At 35.4% G+C, this 19,620-nt stretch carries 19 protein-coding genes and 1 pseudogene; 11 read left to right on the top strand and 9 right to left on the bottom strand.

Features of this window, described 5'->3' with window-relative positions; translation table 11 throughout:
* Positions 1–31 precede the first annotated feature (31 nt).
* A complete protein-coding gene (locus tag G6R40_RS08105; RefSeq protein ID WP_079668296.1) occupies positions 32–322 on the bottom strand; it encodes an HU family DNA-binding protein in 291 nt (96 codons plus the stop codon).
* A gap of 335 nt (positions 323–657) precedes the next feature.
* Between G6R40_RS08105 and panD the strand changes: the two genes are divergently transcribed.
* Both panD and G6R40_RS08095 read left to right on the top strand, forming a co-directional pair.
* Positions 658–1,008 (top strand): aspartate 1-decarboxylase, encoded by a 351-nt coding sequence (panD, locus tag G6R40_RS08100; protein WP_165133934.1) that lies wholly within the window; start codon positions 658–660, stop codon positions 1,006–1,008.
* A 4-nt stretch (positions 1,009–1,012) separates the two neighbouring features.
* Positions 1,013–2,014, top strand: coding sequence for a lysylphosphatidylglycerol synthase transmembrane domain-containing protein (locus G6R40_RS08095; RefSeq protein ID WP_165133931.1), 1,002 nt, complete (start codon positions 1,013–1,015; stop codon positions 2,012–2,014).
* A 209-nt stretch (positions 2,015–2,223) separates the two neighbouring features.
* Here G6R40_RS08095 and G6R40_RS08090 read toward each other — a convergent pair whose 3' ends face one another.
* Genes G6R40_RS08090 through G6R40_RS08080 form a run of 3 tightly spaced genes read right to left on the bottom strand, consistent with a single transcriptional unit; the run spans position 2,224 to position 6,627 of the window.
* Positions 2,224–5,262: an AAA family ATPase gene (locus G6R40_RS08090; RefSeq protein WP_165133928.1), complete on the bottom strand. Its 3,039-nt coding sequence runs from the start codon at positions 5,260–5,262 to the stop codon at positions 2,224–2,226.
* Positions 5,263–6,468 (bottom strand): exonuclease SbcCD subunit D, encoded by a 1,206-nt coding sequence (locus G6R40_RS08085; protein ID WP_165133925.1) that lies wholly within the window; start codon positions 6,466–6,468, stop codon positions 5,263–5,265. It abuts the gene before it with no gap.
* 6 nt (positions 6,469–6,474) lie between these two features.
* Positions 6,475–6,627, bottom strand: a complete 153-nt coding sequence (locus tag G6R40_RS08080) for a hypothetical protein (RefSeq protein WP_165133922.1) — start codon at positions 6,625–6,627, stop codon at positions 6,475–6,477.
* Positions 6,628–6,755: 128 nt separating this feature from the next.
* Between G6R40_RS08080 and G6R40_RS08075 the strand changes: the two genes are divergently transcribed.
* Positions 6,756–6,995 (top strand): VF530 family DNA-binding protein, encoded by a 240-nt coding sequence (locus G6R40_RS08075; RefSeq protein ID WP_165133919.1) that lies wholly within the window; start codon positions 6,756–6,758, stop codon positions 6,993–6,995.
* Positions 6,996–6,997: 2 nt separating this feature from the next.
* Here the strand turns inward: G6R40_RS08075 and G6R40_RS08070 are convergent, their stop codons facing one another.
* Together G6R40_RS08070 and G6R40_RS08065 are read right to left on the bottom strand one after the other, a co-directional pair.
* A complete protein-coding gene (locus tag G6R40_RS08070; RefSeq protein WP_165133917.1) occupies positions 6,998–7,375 on the bottom strand; it encodes a YchJ family protein in 378 nt (125 codons plus the stop codon).
* Positions 7,376–7,454: 79 nt separating this feature from the next.
* Complete coding sequence (locus G6R40_RS08065) at positions 7,455–9,608, bottom strand: M3 family metallopeptidase (protein ID WP_165133915.1); 2,154 nt, start codon at positions 9,606–9,608, stop codon at positions 7,455–7,457.
* 307 nt (positions 9,609–9,915) lie between these two features.
* On the opposite strand from G6R40_RS08065, the gene G6R40_RS08060 reads away from it, so the two are divergent.
* The 7 genes and pseudogenes from G6R40_RS08060 (at position 9,916) to asnS (ending at position 14,946) form a co-directional block, all read left to right on the top strand.
* A complete protein-coding gene (locus G6R40_RS08060; RefSeq protein ID WP_165133913.1) occupies positions 9,916–10,365 on the top strand; it encodes a copper resistance protein CopD in 450 nt (149 codons plus the stop codon).
* Between the two features lie 82 nt (positions 10,366–10,447).
* Positions 10,448–10,897, top strand: coding sequence for a hypothetical protein (locus tag G6R40_RS08055; RefSeq protein WP_165133911.1), 450 nt, complete (start codon positions 10,448–10,450; stop codon positions 10,895–10,897).
* 91 nt (positions 10,898–10,988) lie between these two features.
* Positions 10,989–11,402, top strand: a pseudogene (locus G6R40_RS08050) (GNAT family N-acetyltransferase); the annotation flags it as partial.
* Between the two features lie 35 nt (positions 11,403–11,437).
* Complete coding sequence (locus G6R40_RS08045) at positions 11,438–11,947, top strand: nitroreductase (RefSeq protein ID WP_165133909.1); 510 nt, start codon at positions 11,438–11,440, stop codon at positions 11,945–11,947.
* Between the two features lie 122 nt (positions 11,948–12,069).
* A complete protein-coding gene (locus G6R40_RS08040; protein WP_165133907.1) occupies positions 12,070–12,627 on the top strand; it encodes a 30S ribosomal protein S16 in 558 nt (185 codons plus the stop codon).
* A 12-nt stretch (positions 12,628–12,639) separates the two neighbouring features.
* Positions 12,640–13,182: a ribosome maturation factor RimM gene (gene rimM / locus G6R40_RS08035; RefSeq protein ID WP_165133905.1), complete on the top strand. Its 543-nt coding sequence runs from the start codon at positions 12,640–12,642 to the stop codon at positions 13,180–13,182.
* Positions 13,183–13,497: 315 nt separating this feature from the next.
* A complete protein-coding gene (asnS, locus tag G6R40_RS08030) occupies positions 13,498–14,946 on the top strand; it encodes an asparagine--tRNA ligase (protein WP_165133903.1) in 1,449 nt (482 codons plus the stop codon).
* A gap of 205 nt (positions 14,947–15,151) precedes the next feature.
* Here asnS and G6R40_RS08025 read toward each other — a convergent pair whose 3' ends face one another.
* A complete protein-coding gene (locus G6R40_RS08025; protein ID WP_165133901.1) occupies positions 15,152–16,162 on the bottom strand; it encodes an NAD(P)H-dependent glycerol-3-phosphate dehydrogenase in 1,011 nt (336 codons plus the stop codon).
* 216 nt (positions 16,163–16,378) lie between these two features.
* Here G6R40_RS08025 and G6R40_RS08020 point away from each other — a divergent pair, with 216 nt between their 5' ends.
* The gene (locus G6R40_RS08020) at positions 16,379–17,251 is read left to right on the top strand and encodes a M23 family metallopeptidase (RefSeq protein WP_165133899.1); all 873 of its coding nucleotides are present in this window, start codon (positions 16,379–16,381) and stop codon (positions 17,249–17,251) included.
* A gap of 276 nt (positions 17,252–17,527) precedes the next feature.
* Here G6R40_RS08020 and G6R40_RS08015 read toward each other — a convergent pair whose 3' ends face one another.
* Together G6R40_RS08015 and G6R40_RS08010 are read right to left on the bottom strand one after the other, a co-directional pair.
* On the bottom strand, positions 17,528–18,862 hold the full coding sequence (locus G6R40_RS08015; protein ID WP_165133896.1) for a trigger factor: 1,335 nt from the start codon (positions 18,860–18,862) through the stop codon (positions 17,528–17,530).
* A gap of 161 nt (positions 18,863–19,023) precedes the next feature.
* Positions 19,024–19,584: a hypothetical protein gene (locus G6R40_RS08010; protein WP_165133893.1), complete on the bottom strand. Its 561-nt coding sequence runs from the start codon at positions 19,582–19,584 to the stop codon at positions 19,024–19,026.
* Between the last annotated feature and the right edge of the window lie 36 nt (positions 19,585–19,620).

Here is a 19,620-nt window from a genome sequence, read left to right as displayed (position 1 = left end):
GCCTGATGTGTTCTGTATAAAGAATCAAGAATTATTTTTTCTTTGCGCCAGCTACTGCAGTAGCTAAGTCAGCTCCAGCTTTGAATTTTGCCACTTTTTTAGCAGCAATTTTGATTGGCTTTTTTGTTGCAGGGTTGATACCTTGTCTTGCAGCTCTTTCCGATACCGAGAAAGTCCCGAATCCTACTAGAGATACTTTACCTTCTTTCTTTTTCAAAGTTGTTGTAACATTGCTAATAAATGATTCTAAAGCTTTCTTAGCAGCTACTTTTGTGATTTCTGCATCTTTCGCGATTGCATCGATTAATTCAGACTTGTTCATAATTATATGTGATTAAAGTTATGTTGTTATAGCAAATATAAAACTTTTTTCATTTCACACAAGTGTTTTTGCCTTTTTTAAAGAAAAATATAATATTTATTTCATAATGCTGTAAATATGATAATTTGAATTTTCGCCAAATAATGGGCTTTTTTTAAATGATGTTAAGTCATTATCACCATAGAATAAGGATATTAGCAATATTTGTCTTTTACAGTTGCAAATTATTAATTCTTGAATTTTAATATTAAACTTAGCTTAAACTATTTTTGGAGATAATAATAATTTAAGACGAGTTTTTATTAGAAAATACATATTTGTAGTAAATTTGCAGCATGTTAATAGAAGTTTTCAAATCCAAGATTCACCGTGTAAAAGTTACCGAGTCGGATCTTAACTATATCGGAAGTATTACCATTGACGAAGATCTTATCGATGCCGCAGGGCTTATCGTAGGCGAAAGAGTCTATATCGTGAATGTTAACAATGGCGAACGTTTTGACACCTATGTTATAAAAGGTAAAAGAGGATCTGGCGAGATTTGCCTTAATGGACCTGCCGCGCGCAAAGTGCACAAAGGCGATACCGTGATTATCATCGCCTATGCACAAATGACGCCTGAAGAAGCCAAAACTTTCCAACCCAAAATTGTTTTCCCGAACGAAGAAACCAACCTTTTAACTTAACCGAATGGAGAACACATCCAAAAGTCCTCTCAAAAAATTTTTAAGTATTGCGATTTCTATTGTATTTGCAGGATTTTTCCTTTGGCTAGCTTTGCGCGGATTAGACTTTGATGTCATCAAAACATCTTTGGCAAAAGCCAATTATTTGTGGGTACTTTTTGCGGCAGTGTTCGGGTTGTTGGCCTATTGGTTTCGTGCCATCCGTTGGAATCTACTTCTAGAACCTATGGGATACCAAATCTCAAATGCCAATTCTTTGTGGTCCATATCATTCGGTTATCTCATGAATTTAACCATTCCCAGAAGTGGGGAAGTGGCCCGGGCGACAGCGCTTTACGGCGTAGAAAAAGTTCCGGTTGATAAATCTTTTGGGACAATTATCTTGGAGCGTGTTATCGATTTGGTTTGTATGTTGGTTTTTTTAGGTCTTACTCTGATTTTTAAATACGATGCGATTTTAGCCTTTTACCAACAATCGGGCGCTAAGATTAATCCAAACAAAATAGGATTGGTTTTGGGTATTTTAATTGGTGCTGGATTATTGTTTTTAGCACTTCGAAAAAGACTTAGAAGCCTTCCTGTTATTGGGAAAATAGTTGGCTTTATAGATGGTATTCTCAATGGACTAACATCGATTTTTAAATTAAAACAAAAACTAAAATTCTTTATTTATACCATTGCTATTTGGGTGAGCTATTATTTGGCGGCTTATTTGGTTTGCTTTGCACTTCCCGAAACGTCCGATTTCGGCTTTGCCGACGGTTTTTTCATTTTGGTTGTTGGTACGCTTGGGATGATCATTCCTGCAAGTGGAGGCATTGGCGCATTCAATCTCGCAATGAAATTTGGTTTTATGGCGTTGTTTCTTTCCATGGGCAAAGATGCACACTTGGGTGGAGAGATTGGACTTATTTATTCATTTATTTCTTTGCCGCTGCAGATTTGCATCATGTTGGTTATGGGGCTTATCTCGATTCCCATGCTTGCAAAAGCGCGTAAATTCTAAAATTTTATTAGGGCAATTCCCTCGCAGCCACTCATCCAACACTCGGGTCGGGCTATTCGCTATTATCTTTTAGCTTGCCGCTCGGATGGCTCCGCTACGCTCCGCCACCTCACGCCAAGCCAAAAGGATAGCCGCTTCTATCCCTATTGCAAAAGCAGATAAGCAGAAGCTCTAACAAGGCTCAGATTTATTTATTTTTATAAATTCAATTAAGAAACAAGCACTTTACTCCCTTTTTCCTCATCTTTTTCGATGCTTAGAGACATGGGAATTCGCTCTTTTAATTCTTCCACATGGGAAATAATTCCTACAATTCTGTTTTCCTTTTGAAGACTTGTAAGGGTTTCAAAAACAATATTTACCGACTCGGTATCTTGGGTTCCAAAACCTTCATCAATAAAGAAAAAGTTTTTTTCTGCTTTAGCATTGGTTTGTACAGATTCCGCCAACGCCAAAGCCAAACTTAAAGAGGCTTGAAAAGCCTGACCTCCAGAAAGCGTTTTCACACTCCTACTTCTTCCCTCGTTCAAATAATCAATAATCTCAAAATTCCCTTTATCATCCAAGTGCAAACTCAATTGATTTCTCGTCATTCTGTGGAAACGAACATTCGCCTGATCGCAAAGTTGACGGAGATAGATGGAAGAAACAAAATTCACAAAACCCGCTCCTTTAAAGAGATTGAACATGGTTTTTAAATTTTCAGCTCGTTTTTCCAGCGTTGAATATTCCTGTAATAATTCTTCTTTTTTCTTAAATTCTTTCTCAAGTCTTTCAATTTCAGCAGAAGTTTTGGTTTGCAAGGTATTCGCTTCCAACAATTCTTTTTCTTTGGTTTTAAATTGGTTTTCAGTTTCCGAAAATTGATTATCATCGAAAGAAAAATCTTTGAGTTTAATTTCCAGTTCAGCAATTCCATTTTTCAAAGTTTCAAAGGCAATGCTAAAGTTTTGAATTTCTTTTCTTTGGTTTGGAATATCAATTGGCAACGCCAAAATCTCGTCCACTTTTTCCATAGAATCAATTTTTTCCTCAACAAGCTTCGCAGAAATTTGATTGTTTAAACTTTCCAATTCTTTTTGAAGCTCAAGAATTCTTTTATCCAATAATTCTAAAGCTGTTTTTTGTGAAGCCAATTTCGGATTCAATTCTCCTAATTCTTTATTGAATTGATTGAAACTTTGTTCTGTTGCAAGATTTTTAGCTTTTAAATCATTCAATTGCAAAATCAAATTTTCAGAATTTTCTGTTTTAAAATCATCATATTTTAAAACTTTTAAATGCATTTTATTTTGCTGAATTTGAGTAGATTTTCGCGCTTCTTCCAACTCAAACTGTTGCAGGGCTTTGGCAAATTTTTCTAAACTTTTTCTCTCGTTTTCTAAGTCCACGCGTTTTTGTTTCAAGACTTCATTCTTAGAATTAATTTGCGTTTCCAAATCTGCAGCGTCCGCTTTTTTCTTAATAAAAAATTCAGGATTGTTGGCTTCAAATTCTTCCCAAATAAAAGTTTTCTGATGCTCCAAAATTTGAGTATTCAAAGCTTCTAAACTTTGCTTTTCTGTCTTCAATTGTTCTGCGAAATTCTGCTTTTTAAAAATAATTTTCTCAACCTGAGTTTGAAGATTTCGTATTGATTTTTGCTCGTTTTCTGCATCCAAAATTTTTTGTACAACAGAATTCAAATGTGCAGAAATATCTTCTATTTCCACAATATTGGGATGTTCCAAAGCGCCACAAAGTGGACAAGCTTCGCCATCGTGCAGCTGATGCGCATATTGCGATAATTGTTCCTGAACTTTAAAATGATTTTTTTGTGATTCTAAGTTTTTCTTTTTCGTTTCTAAAGTTTCCAATTGGATTTTAAAATCTTCAGTAAAAGTCTGTTCATTCACTTTTAAAACGCTCAACTCTTCAGAAACTTCTGAGTTTTGAATTTCTAAATTTTGAATTTTCTGCTGCTGATTTTTAAAATTCCGCTGCAAGTTTTCATTATTCGTAAACCAGTTTCCAACATTCATTAAAATTTGAGAATCTATTCGATTTTTTGATAGTTCTTGAATTTCTTTTTCTGTTTTTTGTATAAATTCTGAAATTGTTTTTTCCAGTTCTTTTACTTCTTCTACTTTATAAAAGCCTTTTTTAGTGCGCTTTTTAATTTCTTCAATTTCAGTTTCAAAAGTTTTAATTTGAATTAAAAATCCTAAATCATTTTCTTCCACTTTTTTATGGGAAAGCTGTTCAAATTCCGGTTTTAAAACTTCTATTTTTTGTAAAACCTCATCCACTTTAGCTTGAAGTTGCTTTAGATTTCCTTGTTGAATATCTTTGTCGGAAAGATGAGTTTTCAATTCTGTTTGAAATCTTTTTTGATCTTTTAAGAGTTGAAAAAAAGCATTATAAACCTTTTCAAAAATATCTAATTCTTGTTTTTGGGTTTCCATTTCAATTTTTTTCTCATTCAGTTTCTGAAAGTCATTTTTCTTTTGAATCAAACTTTCAAAATCAGTTTTTAAAGCCTTTAAACGCTGGAAATTATCATTAATGAGATTAAATTCTTTCTGAATTTTTGCAGTAGTTTCTTTTTGCTCAAAAAGTTGATTTTTCAAAACCGAAATTCCTTCTTCTGAAACGCTTTCAAAACCTTGCAAATGACCTTGCATTTGGTCTAATAAAGATTGATTTTGCTTAGTCAATTTACTCACTTCATCTTGCAAATCAAAACGATGAAGATTGAAAATTTCTTTCATCATCTTTGTCCTCTCCATCTCTCCCAACTCCAAAAACTCTTTAAACTGACCTTGCGGAATAATTATAGTACGTTTAAAATTGGTATAGGTTAAACCAATGATTTCTTCTGCATTGGTGTGTTCTAGCGGTTGCCAATTTCCATTTTTAAATTCGTAAAATATGGCGGAAGCTGGTTTTACATCTTCAAAATTTTTGGAATTTCTTTTGTATTCTCGCGTAGCTCGAAACAATTTGTTTTCATGATTCAAAAAATCGAACTCGATATATGAGCGATTAGATTTTAGGTTCATCATGTTATAAGCCCTTTTGTCACGCGCGTTGAGACGTTCAGTTTCTCCATATAACGCAAAAGAAATCGCTTCCAAAATGGATGATTTTCCCGAACCTACAGCTCCGAAAATTCCGAACAAGCCAACTTGTGTCAATTTCGAAAAATCGATAGTTTGGCGATCTTGATACGAGTAAAGTCCTTCTATAGTGAGTTTTTGTGGAATCATTTAGGCTTGTTTAATTTCTTGAAGAATTTTCATAAGTTCTTCATTGGGTTCTTGGTTCGCGTTTTTTGATTTGAAATAATCAATGAAAAGAGTTTCTAAATCTTTGCTGATGTCGATTTCTTGAGTTGTAAAATTTTGATTTTCATTATTTTTAACTTTTGGAATTAAATAAATAATGCCATCGTGACTTTGGTAAATTCTTTTTCGTTCTTCAGCTTTTAAAAACGAATCAGATTCAATTGTAAGTTCCACCAAAGTATTGGGATTTTCTTCGAGCCAAACAATACTTTCATCGATATTATCAAAGCTTTTTCGAACCATTTTCCGACCTGATTGTAATTCAATTTTATTAAAGGAAACGCCTTGGTTTGGGAAAGCCTCGATGACCGAAACATATTTGGTTTGCCCAGCTTCCGAAAAGCTATAACAAAGAGGTGAAGAGCTGTAAACAACAGGTTTTTCCTCTGTGCCGATATTTGCAAAAGCATGCAAATGCCCCAAAGCTGTATATTGAATTTGAGTTGGAATTGCTTCAGAATACACCATGTCTGCATTTCCTATTTTTATAGGTTTTTCACCTTCGGGTTCTTCTAAAAGTGCTGCGCCACGCTTGTTCATATAAAGATGTGTCGTCAAAATATTCACGCCCTTTTCATCACAAAATTCATCGGCAATTTTCTTCCAATGATTGGCTAAAACTTCATTCAAAGCTTCTTCTTTATTCTCGCCCAAATATTGTTTTAAACGGATTTCGTTGGCGTAAGGCGTATGAATAACACGAATAGAATAATCAAAATCACTTAGTTTTAATTCTAAAAAGCCTTCTTCCGATTTTGTGATTTTAAAATCATTTAAATCAAATTTCTGAATTTTCGCTTGTGGATAACCAATAAAAATAATTCCACATTCTCTTGCCAAAGGATCTGGTGCATCTATTAAACTGGGCGAATCGTGATTTCCCGCAATGGCAATTACTGGGCGTTTTCCGTTGTTAGAAAGCTTTTTCAGGGTTTTATAGAACAACTCCACTGCTTCCACACTTGGATTAAAATTATCGAACAAATCTCCAGCAACCAACACGACATCAACCTTTTGTTCATCAGCAATTGCAACAATTTCATTCATGACATCAATTTGTTCTTCCAATCTGGAAAAACTATCCAAACGCTTGCCCAAATGCCAATCTGCAGTATGTAAAATTTTCATAAATTATTAGTTGTTATCGTTGCTTTCCTTCGCTTTAAAATCTTCTCTAATTTGTTTTAAACGTGCTTTTCTTTCAGCCTCAGCATTCTGAATTTTACGTTTCTTTTGATCGAGTTTCTTTTTGTGATTTTTTCTGTTGGCTTCGTTGTTTTTGCTCATTTCGGCTCAATTTTCATAGCAAATTAAATGCTTTTCCAATCTTGCTAAAATACTATTTTATTCAAAAAAATCAATATTTAATCCATTCTAAAAATGGCTTTAGTTTTAGTATTTTTACAAAAAAAATTATGGACCAAAACTCAAAAGATCCTTTGCACGGAAAACGATTAGATGCTATTTTGGAAGAACTCTTGGAGTACTACAAAGGTTATGGAGAATTGGGCAAACAAATCAACATCCGATGCTTCACAGGTGAAAATCCGAGTGTTTCTTCATCTCTTAAATTCTTACGAAAAACACCTTGGGCACGAGCTAAAGTGGAAAGTTTGTATTTGTATGTTTTGAGACAAAAAAAGAAAAAAAACTAGAACTAATCCATAAATTCCCCAGAAACATAAAACCAACGATTTTGGATTTTCTTAAATTTTGAAAGCTCGTGATGAACTTGGTTTTCACCTTCAGAATCTGTAAAATAAGCTTTAAATTCTACTTTATTTTCAGAAGGTTTGCTCACAATTTCCAGTTTTGTCCAAGTGTTTGTTTTTCCCCATGCTTCCATTTCCATTTTGTCATGATATTTTCTTTCACTGGGAAGTGTGGTTTCCATTAAATAGTCTCCATTGGGGATTGCGTAAGCAGAATACCGAGAACGCATCAGCTGTTCCGCAGAATTGGGAATTTTCTTTTTCAAGTGAAATGTTTCACAACATTCGGTGTAGGATTTTCCTGAGCAACAAGGACAAAGCATAGTTTAGAAATTAGAGGTTAGAGGTTAGAAAAAAACCTTGTCAATGTTTTAAGCCTTGACAAGGCTGCAAGTTTGTTTTTTACTCCCCAAAAGCTCTTTTCAAAAGGCTTTCAACTTGAGGTTCGCTGCCTCTGAAGGCTTTGTACAATTCCATTGGATCTTTTGTTCCGCCTGAAGAAAGCAAAACTTTATATTTCGCCGCTGTTTCTGGATTAAAAATTCCCGTTTCTTTAAAATACGCAAAAGCATCCGCATCCAAAACTTCCGCCCATTTATAAGAATAATATCCTGCAGAATAACCACCTTGGAAAATATGCGAAAAAGTAGGGCTCATCGCTGTTTCTGGATTTACAGGATACAAAGAGGTTTTTAAAGTTTGGGCATCCTCAAAAGATTTAATGTCGTTCACCTCTTCAGGATGCGTGTGATAGGCCATATCCAACAATCCGAAACCTAACTGACGAAGCGTTTGATAGCCTTCCATAAAGTTTTTAGACTGTTCAATTTTTTCAATTTTATCGTTAGGAAGAACTTCTTCCGTTTGATAATGTTTAGCAAAAGTTTTCAAAAATTCTGGTTCGTAGCAGAAATTCTCCAAAAATTGAGAAGGAAGTTCCACAAAATCCCATTTCACCGAAGTTCCTGAAAGATTCGGATATTGTGTATTGGCCAACATTCCATGCAAAGCATGTCCAAATTCATGGAAAAGTGTTGTTACTTCTTGAAAGGTTAACAAACTCGGTGTGTCTTTCGTGGGTTTGCTGAAATTACAAACAATTGAAATATGTGGTCGAGAATTTTCTCCGTTTTTGGTGTATTGATTTTTATAACTCGTCATCCAAGCACCCGCACGTTTTCCTTTTCTTGGGAAATAATCGGTGTAAAGGATGGCTTTTAGTTGTTGGTTGTCAGTTATTGGCTGTTGGTTTTCGTTATCTTGATTCTTGGCTCTTGATTCTTGACTCTTGGCTCTTGGCTCTTGATTCTGAACTTCATAAACTTCATAGGTTTGAACATCAGCATGGTATTTTGGAATATTGTGAACTTCTTTAAAAGTCAGTCCGAAAAGTTTTCCTGCTAATGTGAAAACTGCATCCTGAACTTGATTTAACGGGAAATAAGGTTTCAATTCCTCATCATTGAAATCGTATTTCGCTTTACGCAATTTTTCAGCGTAAAAAGCGTGGTCGTAACTTTGCATTTCCCCGATTCCGTCGGCTTTTGCAAGAGTTTTTAATTCCTCAATTTCTTTTTGCGCGTAAGGCGTTGCTTTAATCAAAAGTTCATTTAAAAAATCTAAAACTTTGGTTGGAGATTTTGCCATTCTTTCTTCTAAAACGTAGTCAGCATAGTTTTTATAGCCCAACAATTCTGCTTTTTGTTGTTTTAAAGTGATGATTTCTTTGATGAGATTCTGATTGTCTAATTCGCCACCATCGAAAGATTTTTTTCCGTTAGCAAGCGCTAATTCCTTTCTTAATTCGCGATTTTCAGCATAAGTCATGAACGGAACATAGCTCGGATATTGCAAAGTGACTACCCAGCCTTCCAACTTTCTTTCTTTAGCTTCCTCTTCATATTGAGACAAAATCGCGTCTGGAATTCCCGCCAAATCGTCTTTTTTGGTGATATGTTTGAAATATGCATTGGTTGCGGCCAAAGCATTTTGTCCAAACTGAAGCGACTTCGTGGATAAATCGATATTAATTTTCTCCAATTTCTTTTTATCCTCCTCATTCAGCAAAGCGCCACTTCTTACAAAACCTTTGTAAGTCTCATTAAGAAGCATTTGTTGTTCTTCGTTGAGCTTGTAATTGTCTTTTTCATCTGCACTTTTATCTTGATTTTTTTTGTCAGATGGAATTCGTAAACTCATTTCGTCAAACACTTTTTTAATTCTTTCGAAGAGTTTTTCGTTTTGAGAAATTTTAGATGAAAATTCTGTTAAAAGTGGGGAAACTTCTTGTGCAATCTTTTGGATTTCATCATTGGTTTCTGCGGAATTGAGATTGAAAAAAATATTGGAAACCACATCCAGTTTTTCTCCCGAATATGCCATGGCTTCGATGGTGTTTTCAAAAGTTGGCGCTGCTGGATTGTTGACAATATCGTTGATTTCTTTCTCAGATTCTGAAATTAATTCTTTGAATGCGGGAAGATAATCTTCGTTTTTTATTTGATCAAAAGGTGCGGTATGAAATGGTGTATTGAAGTTTTGAGTTAGTATGTTCATATTTTTTTTGTATTAATTCTTTTTTTTTTGTGATTCCAAGGAACGATGAATCTAGTTTTAAGATTTCTCACTTTCATTTCGACAAGCTCAATGTTCGTTCAAAATGACAAATTATATTTTCTCAAAGATAATGCCCAAATGTCAATTTATGACAAAATTGCGCACCGGATGGAACGGCATGTTGGAGCTCTTCCAAAAGCTTGGCTGAGCAAAGGCTTGGAAAGCGACTAGTGACAGCCGGAATTTTGCGCCCAAAACTTAAGAATTAAGCTAGAAAATGAGTATTTTTGAGGTATAATTTTTGAAAATGTCACATCATTTACTTTTAATATTTCACCTTTTGGGAGCCTGCATTTGGGTGGGCGGACATTTGGTTTTGGCGATAGGAATTTTACCAGAAGTTTTAAAGAAAAAAGACCCCGAAATTCTTTTAAATTTTGAAAGAAAATACGAGAAAATAGGCATTCCCGCGCTTTTGGTGATGGTGATTACTGGCGTTTGGATGTCGTATCAATTTGGGGTGAAATTTCAGGATTGGTTTCATTATTCGAATCCTTTGGAAACAGCAATTTCTATTAAGCTTTTATTTCTATTGATTACGGTGATGTTTGCGATAAGCGCCAACTTTTTTGTGCTTCCTAAATTGTCTCCTAAAAGCCTTCCTTTAATGGCTTTTCATATTATTTGTGTGACTTTGTTGGGCGTTGGATTTTTGCTGGTAGGAAGTTTTATACGATTCGGGGGAATTTCTTTATAATTTTTTGTGAATAGTAAAAACCTATGATTCGGATTAATCTTTTTATTAAATTGTTTTATATTTAGTTTAAATATTAATGTTTATGCAGAAGTTAGGCTATGTGAAAAGTGCGTTGCGAAGCCACATTATGACAATGCTTTCGGAGAAAATTAGTAAGCTTGAAAAGTTTATTGATTTTACAATAGAAGCAAGTCGCGATATTAAGAAAACGCCAAAATATGATAGCGTCCGAGAGGAAGCTCAGGAAGAGATTTATCAACTGCAAAAGCAGTTGGGCGGTTTTTATACTATGCAAAAAGCGATGGCAAAAGTGGTGAATACCGAGTTTGAGAAAGTACAATTGGGTTCTGTTGTTATTACCAATAAAGCGAGATTTTATATTTCGGTGTCGTTAGGTGAGTTTTTCTTTGAAGGAGATCGGTTTTATGCGATTTCGGAAGAAAGTCCTATTGCTCAAAAAATGCTTGGCATGCGCGCAGGGGACGAGTTTATTTTGAATAAAATCCATCAACGTATCGAAGAGATTTTATAATAATGAAGATTATAATTGAAACCAATCGTTTTTTCTTCGAGAGTTAACAGAAAATGATGCGTCATTCTTTTTTGAACTTAATAGCAATCCTAATGTTTTAAAATATACTGGTGATAAAGCTTTTTCTGAGGTGGAAGAAGCGCAAAATTTTCTTCAAAATTATAAAGAATACCCAAAACATGGATTTGGAAGATGGGCAATTGTCGATAAGCAAAGGCTAGAATGCTTAGGTTGGTGTGGCTTGAAAAGAGATTTTCAAACGCATGAAGTGGATTTGGGTTTCCATATTTTTGAAGAATTTTGGAATCAAGGCATTGCAACCGAAACAGCCAAGGCTTGTGTGTATTGTGCTTTTTCTGTGCTGAATCTCAACGAAATTATCGGACGTGCGATGAAAGATAATTTGGCATCAATAAAGGTTTTGGAGAATTGCGGCATGACATATTGTAAAGATATATTGCTTGATAATCAGGAAGCTGTACAATACTATATTTATAAAACTTAAATTAAAAATCGCTAATCTATTCGTATTTTTGTATTATGGAAAATGCGAAAATTTTAAAACATATCATCGAAGAGCGAAGAAGTGTCTTTCCAAAAGATTACGCAGAAGCGCCAATTCCGGAGCATATTTTGGAAGATATCTTGGGTGCAGCAGTTTTGGCGCCCAATCATAAGAGAACAAAACCTTGGCGTTTCAAGATTTTTCGAGGTGAAGAAAAGCAGTTATTAGGCGAAGAATTACAATCGATTTATAAAGACACAACGCCACCACAAATTTTTTTAGAGAAAAAATATCAGGATATTGGTTTCAAAATAAGCAAAGCCAATATTGTGATTTCTATCGTTTGTGAGTTCAGTCCTTTGGTGCCCGAGTGGGAAGAAATTGCTGCTACAGCGATGGCTGTGCAAAATATGTATCTAACATGTACAGCCAACAGAATTGGGTGCTATTGGAGTTCTTCGGCTGTGGTCAATCATCTCCAAGAATCTTTGAAAATTGAAGAAAATCAAAAATGTCTAGGGCTTTTCTATATGGGAGGTTTGTAGTTGATAGATTTTTTTAGATTAAATAAAATAGTTTTGATAATTAATTTTAAAATTAAAAGAATTTATTATCTTTGCACACTATTAAAATTTAACCGGGACGTGATCCCAAAAATTAAAACAATATGTCAGTAAAAATTAGATTACAAAGACACGGGTCAAAAGGTAAGCCTTTTTTCCACATCGTAGTAGCAGATTCAAGAGCTAAGAGAGATGGTAAATTCATCGAGAAAATCGGTACTTACAATCCTATTACTAACCCTGCAACTATCAATTTGGATGTTGATGCTGCTGTAGAGTGGTTAAACAAAGGTGCTCAACCGTCTGATACTGCTAGAGCAATTTTATCTTACAAAGGAGCTCTTTACAAAAAACACTTACAAGGTGGTGTTGCTAAAGGTGCTTTCGATGAAGCTGAAGCTGAGAAGAGATTCGCTGCTTGGGTAGAAGGTAAAGAATCAAAAGTACAAGGTAAAGCTGAAGGTTTGGCTAAAGCAAAAGCCGATGCTAAAAAAGCTGCTTTGGAAGCTGAAGCTAAAGTAAACGAAGCTAGATTGGCTGCAGTTGCACAAGCTGAGGCTGACGCAAAAGCTGCTGAAGAAGCTGCTAACGCACCAGTTGAAGAAACTACAGAAGCCCCTGCAGAAGGAGAAGCTGCTGCTGAAGAAAATACAGAAGCTTAATAATCTGATATTATGCGTAAGGAAGACTGTTACTTTTTAGGAAAAATTACGCGTAAGCACGGATTAGCGGGTAACGTGATCCTGAAATTGGATACCGATCAACCCGAACTTTACAATAAATTGGAATCAATATTCGTTGAAATCAACGGATTATTGGTTCCTTTTTTTATTGAAAAAACATCTTGGAGCAAGACTGATGCGCTTAATATTTTGTTCAAAAATGTTACCGAAGCTTTAGCAGAACAGGTTCTTGGGAAAGATGTCTATCTTCCTCTTTCTACTTTACCGAAACTGTCCGGTAAACAATTTTATTATCACGAGATTGTCGGCTTCGAGATTCGCGAAGAAGATGGAAAATCTTGTGGAATAATTCAATCTGTGAATGACCAAACGGCTCAACATTATTTTATGTTAAAATTGGCAGATCGTGATGTTGTTATTCCGATTATCAAAGATTGGATTCTTGAAGTTAACCGTGACGAAAAATATATCCAAATGCAATTGCCAGATGGTTTGATGGATGTTTTTTTAACGGATTCCAAAAAAGATGAGTAATTTCTAAATTATCTCGTTTCTCGAAATATTTATTTTCTTTCATCGTGTTAAAAAACAAAACTCTATCGCGATTTCTTGCGTTATTTTAGAGATTTTGAAATTTCAATTGTTAGGAATTATTACTAAAGATTTTTAAAGTTTATTTTTAAGATGAGTTTTCATTGTTATTTTTTCCAAAATTGCATTACGATACTTTAGTTGTTACCACGCAAGAAAAATTCGACAAGAAAAATCTCTTAAAAAAAATATTTACTGCAATAGTTAATGGGCAGAAGCATATTAATTTCATAACTTTGTGGACATTAATTTTTGATAATGAAAAAGCAAACAATTAAAGATCTTTTAACAGATTACAAGAAAGTTTTACATCACGACATTACAGTTTACGGTTGGGTTAGAGCATTCCGTTCTAATCGTTTTATTGCACTTAACGACGGTTCTACCATCAATAATTTGCAGGTGGTAGTAGACTTCGAAAATTTTGATGAAAACATTATCAAAAATATCAATACAGCAGCCTCTCTGAAAATAACTGGTGAAGTGGTAGAAAGTCAAGGTGCTGGGCAAACTGTAGAACTCATTGCGAAAAAAATTACAATTCTTGGAGAAAACTTTACCGAGGAATTGCAATCGACAATTTTGCAACCTAAAAAACATAGTTTAGAAAAACTACGCGAGCAAGCGCATCTTAGATTCAGAACCAATTTGTTTGGAGCCGTTTTCAGAATTCGTCATGCTATTAGTTTTGCAATTCACCAGTATTTTAACCAAAACCAATTTTTCTATATCAACACACCCATTGTTACGGGAGCCGATGCAGAAGGAGCGGGAGAAATGTTTGGCGTAACTAATTTTGATCTAAATAATATTCCGAGAGACGAAGACGGCGCGATCGACTATAGCCAGGACTTCTTTGGTAGAAAGACTAACCTTACGGTTTCTGGTCAGTTGGAGGGCGAAACTGCTGCAATGGGCTTGGGAAGGATTTATACATTCGGGCCTACTTTCCGTGCAGAAAATTCTAATACAACGCGTCACCTAGCAGAGTTTTGGATGATAGAGCCAGAAGTGGCTTTCAATAATTTGGAAGATAATATCGACTTAGCAGAAGATTTCTTGAAATATGTCATTAATTATTGTCTTGAAAATTGTAAAGATGATTTAGAATTTTTGGATAAGCGTTTTGCAGAAGAACAAAAAACAAAACCCGAGAAAGAAAGAGCAAAAGAAGGTCTTATTGAGAAATTACAAAATGTTGTATCTAAGCGTTTCAAGCGAGTTTCTTACACAGAAGCTATTGACATTTTATTAAATTCTAAAGAAAACAAAAAAGGTAAATTCCAATATCCAATCGAAGAGTGGGGCGCAGATCTACAATCGGAGCACGAGCGTTTCTTAGTTGAAAAACACTTCGAAAGTCCAGTTGTATTGTTCGATTATCCAAAAGAAATCAAAGCTTTTTACATGAAGTTGAACGAAGATAACAAAACCGTAGCCGCGATGGACGTATTGTTCCCAGGCATTGGCGAGATTATCGGTGGGTCAGAACGTGAAGCGCGTTATGATGTTCTAAAACAAAAAATGACAGATATGCATGTTGACGAGCAAGAGCTTTGGTGGTACCTCGATACGCGCAAGTTCGGGTCTGTGCCGCATGCAGGATTCGGTTTAGGATTAGAGCGTTTGGTCTTGTTTATCACAGGTATGACCAATATTCGCGACGTTATCCCTTTCCCAAGAACGCCCAAAAGCGCTGAATTTTAATTCAGTTTTTAAAATACAAAAATCCGCCTTTCAAATTTTTGAAAGGCGGATTTTATTTATCGCTATTATTAGGAGCTTTTTCCCGCTGTCCACTATATCTTTGTACTTGTCGCTCGATAGAAGGCTTTTGGACAAAAGTCCTAGTTGTCATCTCGCGCCAACCACAAAGGATGCCGTTGCCATCGGGGCTAGAAGTTTGTCATTATTAGGTCAATTTGTCTGTTAATTTAGCAAACTGTTTTTCCGCATTTTTTTCTTCATAAAGAACAGCGAAAATTGTATTGATAATCGGAAGTTTTAGTTTCTTTTCTTTACAAATGCTATAGATACCATTGGTAGCATAATAGCCTTCTGCAACCATGTTCATAGATTGGATGGCCGATTTTATGGTGTAGCCTTTTCCGATAAGATTTCCAAGATTTCGGTTACGCGAGAACAACGAGTATGCTGTTACCAAAAGGTCGCCAAGATAAGCGCTTTCGTTAACATCTCGCGGTTCTGGATAAATGGCTTCCAAAAAAGTTTCCATCTCGCGAATGGCATTCGAAACATACACCGCAATGAAGTTGTCGCCGTAGCCTAAGCCGCTTGCAATACCAGCGCCGATGGCGTAGATGTTTTTTAGAATGGCACTGTACTCATTGCCAAGAATATCGCAGCTTTGGTTAACTTTAATATAGAACGATGAAAATATTTTAGCCAATGTTTCAGAATCCTGAGCTTCTGCGGCAGCTATCGTTAAATAAGACAAACGTTCCATAGCAACTTCTTCAGCATGACAAGGTCCAGCAATTACAGCTTGATTGCGATAACCAATCTGGAATTTATCACGAAGATAATTGGCAACAATATCATTATATTCTGGGACAATACCTTTGATGGCAGAACAGAATAACTTGTCTTTATAATTGCAGTTAAGATGTTCTAAAGTCGCAGCTAGATAAATCGAAGGCGTTGCTAGAACAATAATATCACAAGATTCCACCAACTCATTGATGTCGGTCGTTAGTTTTAATTGTTTAAGATTGAAGCTTACCATTGGAAGGTAAGTTGGGTTGTGTCCCCGCAATTGGATGGCACCTTTTACAAATTCGTTTCGGACGTGCCAATGCACCGTTTTACAGTTTTCGGTAAGCATTTTAACAATTGCCGTTGCAAAGCTTCCACTTCCTACAACACCGACTATCGGCAACTGCGATGGTTTTGATTTAGCCATTTTTAATTCACTTAAATTCACTAATAATGCAAAGCTACAATTATAATATTAAAAAGAAAATTAATCAATATCAAATCAATAGTTATAACGGGTTCCGTGTTTAATAGTCTTAAAAAATAATTAAAATTTGTTAAACATAATATTGTAAATCTATATGTTACAAAAAATATTTAATTTTGCAGGTCGTTATTAAGTTATATACTAAGCATAGAAAATATGAAGAGATTTTTTAGAAGTAACAAAAAAACAAATATTATTTTGGCGGCTTTGCTGCTGATTGTTTTTGGACAATCTTTTGTTATTGGTAAGTTGTATGCAGATAGAGATGATAAAAATTATCAAGTTAACCTCGTGAAAATTAATACTACTAAAGATAGTATTGACCACCGCGAGCTCAAGGAAAATCTATTAAGTGTGGACCAAGTGGTTCGCAATATCAATGCTTTTTTGGTGTCAAAAAATGCGTCTGATTTAAGAATTGAAAGTCTTGCCAAAGATAGCTTAGCCAACGAAGTTTACCTTTCCAAACAGTCCAATCGTTATAGCCAATATTTGGTGGATCTAGAGAAGAAGCTGCAACAAGTGCCGCTAGGCGTTCCAACTTCAGGTTATATTTCTTCTAACTTCGGGATTAGAAAAAATCCAATTCCTTTCAAAACTGTTTTTGCTTCTGTTAAAACATTGAAACCAGCTAATGATAGTACTTCTTTGGCAAATAATTCTGCTTTGAAAGACGATTCAAAAGCGGATCAAAATGCGCTTGCTGAAAAAGACCAAATGCAGTTCCATAAGGGGATTGATGTCGCGGTAGCTTACGGAACGGATGTTGTCGCTGCGGCGGCTGGTAAGGTTTTGTTTGCTGGACAAAAAGGCGGCTATGGTAACTGTGTGATTGTTTCGCATGCCAATGGTCTAGCGACACTGTATGGACATTTGTCGAGCATTTCTGTGTCTGCCAACCAAGAAGTGAAGGTTGGTGAGGTTATTGCCAAATCTGGAAATTCTGGACGTTCAACAGGGCCACATCTGCATTATGAAGTTCACAGAAATAATACGCCGGTTAATCCAAAACTGTTCATGAATTTATAAATTATATTAAGCCTCTTTTTAGAGGTTTTTTTTATGAACTAAAGAATGAGAATCTTTCTATTGATGCTGAATTTGCGTGAGGGGGGAGCGCATTGTTGGAGCTCGTTTTTGTGAGGTGGCGGAGCGGAGTGGAAGCCCCGAACAAAAACAGCAACTGCGCGTAGACCGACCCGCTTGTTTTTGCAAGGCTTCGCTTAGGGGAAAACAACGGGGCACGCCCCAAATAAAAAAGTCCCGATACTAATTTAGTGTCGGGACTTTGTAATATAAGTTTAATTATTTCTTAAGTTCTTCAAGAAACTCATCGTGAGAAATTTTTGTTTCTTTTTTCGAAGCTTTGTCAAGGATCGCGTCTTTCAACTTAGCCATTGCCACTTCTGAGGAAATTTGACGGATTTGGTTTTCGTCTTTCAGCATTTCAACTGCGTACTTTTGGATTTCTTCGTCAGAAAGGTGGTGGATACCGTAGATTGCTAACTGGTTTCTTACCAATTGCTCAGCTTGTGCTAAGATGTCGTTGTATTCTAAATTGATTTCGTTTTGTGTCATCAATTTACCTTCCAAGATTTGGTATTTGATTTGGCTTTTCTCGTTTTCCAAGATTTCTTTAGCCTGCTCTTCAGACTGGATATTTTGGTTAGAGAACATTAACCATTTTACCAAGAATGCTTCTGGAAGTTGGATTTCTTCTTTCTCCGTGATTTGTTCCAAGACTTTGTTAACGAAGTATACGTCAGCGTTTTGTTGGAAATACTCGTCTAATTCTTTTTTAACACGCTCTCTAAGTTCTTCTTCAGACTTGATTTCGTCTTTACCGTAAACTTTGTCAAACATGTCTTGGTTAAGTTCTGCTAAGTCTAGACCGTAGATGTCTTTAACAGTTACTTCAACCTCGTTGTGGTGCATGTTTTCAGCTTCGTCTTTAGAAATTCCTAGTTCTTTAGCAAGGTCTTCTTTAGCGATAAGGTCTTCTTTAGAAACTTTTACAGATTCGTCTTTTTTCAAAGATTTTACTAGGGTGTAAGCTTCTTTAGTTTCTTTGCTAGCTGTAACTTGTTTTGGTGCGTGGTTGTGTTCGCCCTCTGCTCCTTCTTCTACAACTTGCTTAACTTCTAGAGCTACGTAAGAGTCTTTACCGATTTTGTCTTGTGCGATACGCTCCGCGAAACGCTTTTGCATATTTTCTACACTTGTGTTGATTTCTTTATCAGAAGCTTCCACTTGGAAGTGTGGTGCTTCGTATTTCGAAAGATCGATAGTGAATTCTGGTTCGTAACCAATCTCGAATCCTACAGATAGTTGGTCTGCGTTGTAATCGAACTCGTTCATTGGTTGAGGGACTGGTTGACCAACTAGTCTTAGTTTGTTGTCGTTAACATAGTTGTTTAACGCTTCAGAAACTTGTTTGTTGATTTCTTCAAAAGCGATACCAGCTTCGTATTGTCTTTTAACCATGCTTAATGGCACTTTTCCTTTTCTGAATCCAGGAACTTGCGCATTTTTAGCGTAGTTAATCAATGTTTTTTCAACTTTTTCTTTGTAGTCTGATTTATCCAATGTTACAGTAAGTAATGCACTTACTTCATCGTGATTTTGTGCTGTAACGTTCATGTTTAATAATTGAAATTTTAGTTTGCAAAAATAGTCAAAAAAGAGCGATTCGCAAAATTAAACTTGGGTCTAATGTCAGCAAATCGCTCATAAAATATGTTAATTTTAATTTTTTGGTTTAAATTGAATTCATCTTAGCAAAAATTCTGATTATTAATCGCTTAGTTCGTAATACCGTATGTTGCTTCCGAGTCGGTTTCGCCACCTGAGATGCTTCCCCATGCGCTGCCGTTTTGTGCCTCGCTCGAAGATAATGGATCATGAATCAAAGTCATAATTAATTTTGGTGAAGAGTCTTTCACCGCTTTTACAACAGTCCATTTTGTTTTTAAACCGATTTTTATTCCATCTTTATTTGGGATGTCAAGACGTTCAAGGTTAATCGTGGATCTTGGGAAATCATAAATTAAAAAGTGTTCGTCTTTGGCAAGATTAATTTCATTAGTTACATCTTCGTTCCCATTCATAAATTGTGCATTAACAATGTATGTTGCACCGTCTTCCAGTTTAATTGCCGGAGCAGATCCAGAGCCAACACTGTAATTGTAGTTTTGTGTAGTTCCTGTTGCGTCATGGGTAATGTGTAAGATGATATTTGTAATTTCTTCTTGTGGAAAATCATCTTCTATATCGTTGTCCCGGTTGCATGATATAACTAGGATTGTGAAGATGGAAATTATTAATAATAAACTTAGTTTTTGGATTGAAATTATATTTTTCATTTTTTTTAAAGTTTTGATTTTGAATTGTTTTGATTG

Origin of the sequence: Chryseobacterium sp. POL2 (assembly GCF_011058315.1) — a bacterium.
Classification (GTDB): Bacteria; Bacteroidota; Bacteroidia; order Flavobacteriales; family Weeksellaceae; genus Soonwooa.
Note: the sequence above shows the minus strand (reverse complement) of the source record. Positions and strands in the feature narration are given on the sequence as shown.

Excerpts from the sequence above, each read along its gene's own strand:
- G6R40_RS08105 (WP_079668296.1), bottom strand. The coding sequence starts at position 322 with ATGAACAAGTCTGAATTAATCGATGCAATCGCGAAAGATGCAGAAATC.
- panD (WP_165133934.1), top strand. The coding sequence starts at position 658 with ATGTTAATAGAAGTTTTCAAATCCAAGATTCACCGTGTAAAAGTTACC.
- G6R40_RS08095 (WP_165133931.1), top strand. The coding sequence starts at position 1,013 with ATGGAGAACACATCCAAAAGTCCTCTCAAAAAATTTTTAAGTATTGCG.
- G6R40_RS08090 (WP_165133928.1), bottom strand. The coding sequence starts at position 5,262 with ATGATTCCACAAAAACTCACTATAGAAGGACTTTACTCGTATCAAGAT.
- G6R40_RS08085 (WP_165133925.1), bottom strand. The coding sequence starts at position 6,468 with ATGAAAATTTTACATACTGCAGATTGGCATTTGGGCAAGCGTTTGGAT.
- G6R40_RS08080 (WP_165133922.1), bottom strand. The coding sequence starts at position 6,627 with ATGAGCAAAAACAACGAAGCCAACAGAAAAAATCACAAAAAGAAACTC.
- G6R40_RS08075 (WP_165133919.1), top strand. The coding sequence starts at position 6,756 with ATGGACCAAAACTCAAAAGATCCTTTGCACGGAAAACGATTAGATGCT.
- G6R40_RS08070 (WP_165133917.1), bottom strand. The coding sequence starts at position 7,375 with ATGCTTTGTCCTTGTTGCTCAGGAAAATCCTACACCGAATGTTGTGAA.
- G6R40_RS08065 (WP_165133915.1), bottom strand. The coding sequence starts at position 9,608 with ATGAACATACTAACTCAAAACTTCAATACACCATTTCATACCGCACCT.
- G6R40_RS08060 (WP_165133913.1), top strand. The coding sequence starts at position 9,916 with ATGTCACATCATTTACTTTTAATATTTCACCTTTTGGGAGCCTGCATT.
- G6R40_RS08055 (WP_165133911.1), top strand. The coding sequence starts at position 10,448 with ATGCAGAAGTTAGGCTATGTGAAAAGTGCGTTGCGAAGCCACATTATG.
- G6R40_RS08045 (WP_165133909.1), top strand. The coding sequence starts at position 11,438 with ATGGAAAATGCGAAAATTTTAAAACATATCATCGAAGAGCGAAGAAGT.
- G6R40_RS08040 (WP_165133907.1), top strand. The coding sequence starts at position 12,070 with ATGTCAGTAAAAATTAGATTACAAAGACACGGGTCAAAAGGTAAGCCT.
- rimM (WP_165133905.1), top strand. The coding sequence starts at position 12,640 with ATGCGTAAGGAAGACTGTTACTTTTTAGGAAAAATTACGCGTAAGCAC.
- asnS (WP_165133903.1), top strand. The coding sequence starts at position 13,498 with ATGAAAAAGCAAACAATTAAAGATCTTTTAACAGATTACAAGAAAGTT.
- G6R40_RS08025 (WP_165133901.1), bottom strand. The coding sequence starts at position 16,162 with ATGGCTAAATCAAAACCATCGCAGTTGCCGATAGTCGGTGTTGTAGGA.
- G6R40_RS08020 (WP_165133899.1), top strand. The coding sequence starts at position 16,379 with ATGAAGAGATTTTTTAGAAGTAACAAAAAAACAAATATTATTTTGGCG.
- G6R40_RS08015 (WP_165133896.1), bottom strand. The coding sequence starts at position 18,862 with ATGAACGTTACAGCACAAAATCACGATGAAGTAAGTGCATTACTTACT.
- G6R40_RS08010 (WP_165133893.1), bottom strand. The coding sequence starts at position 19,584 with ATGAAAAATATAATTTCAATCCAAAAACTAAGTTTATTATTAATAATT.